The sequence below is a fragment of the Collinsella sp. LCP19S3_H3 genome (assembly GCF_052119145.1).
GTDB lineage: Bacteria > Actinomycetota > Coriobacteriia > Coriobacteriales > Coriobacteriaceae > Collinsella.
The window spans coordinates 1-300 of the sequence record NZ_JBQKFW010000060.1; the positions used below are offsets into that span (position 1 = coordinate 1).

The following is a 300-nucleotide window of genomic DNA, read 5'->3' on the forward strand; positions in this document are numbered from 1 at the left end:
CCCTGTGACCGATAGCGCACCAGTACCGTGAGGGAAAGGTGAAAAGCACCCCGGGAGGGGAGTGAAACAGTACCTGAAACCGTGCGCCCACGAGCAGTCGGAGCACCTTTAACGGTGTGACGGCGTGCCTTTTGTAGAATGAGCCAGCGAGTCGCTGGCGCGGGGCGAGGTTAACCGAAAGGGAGCCGGAGCGAAAGCGAGCCTTAACAGGGCGACTTGAGTCCCGCGCCGCGGACGCGAAGCCGGGTGAGCTATCCGTGGGCAGGCTGAAGCGGGGGTAAGACCCCGTGGAGGGCCGAA

At 63.7% G+C, this 300-nt stretch carries 1 rRNA gene; it reads left to right on the plus strand.

Annotation, left to right across the window (positions count from 1 at the left end):
- Positions 1-300: ribosomal RNA gene (locus ACTQZF_RS09290) — 23S ribosomal RNA — on the plus strand; the annotation flags it as partial.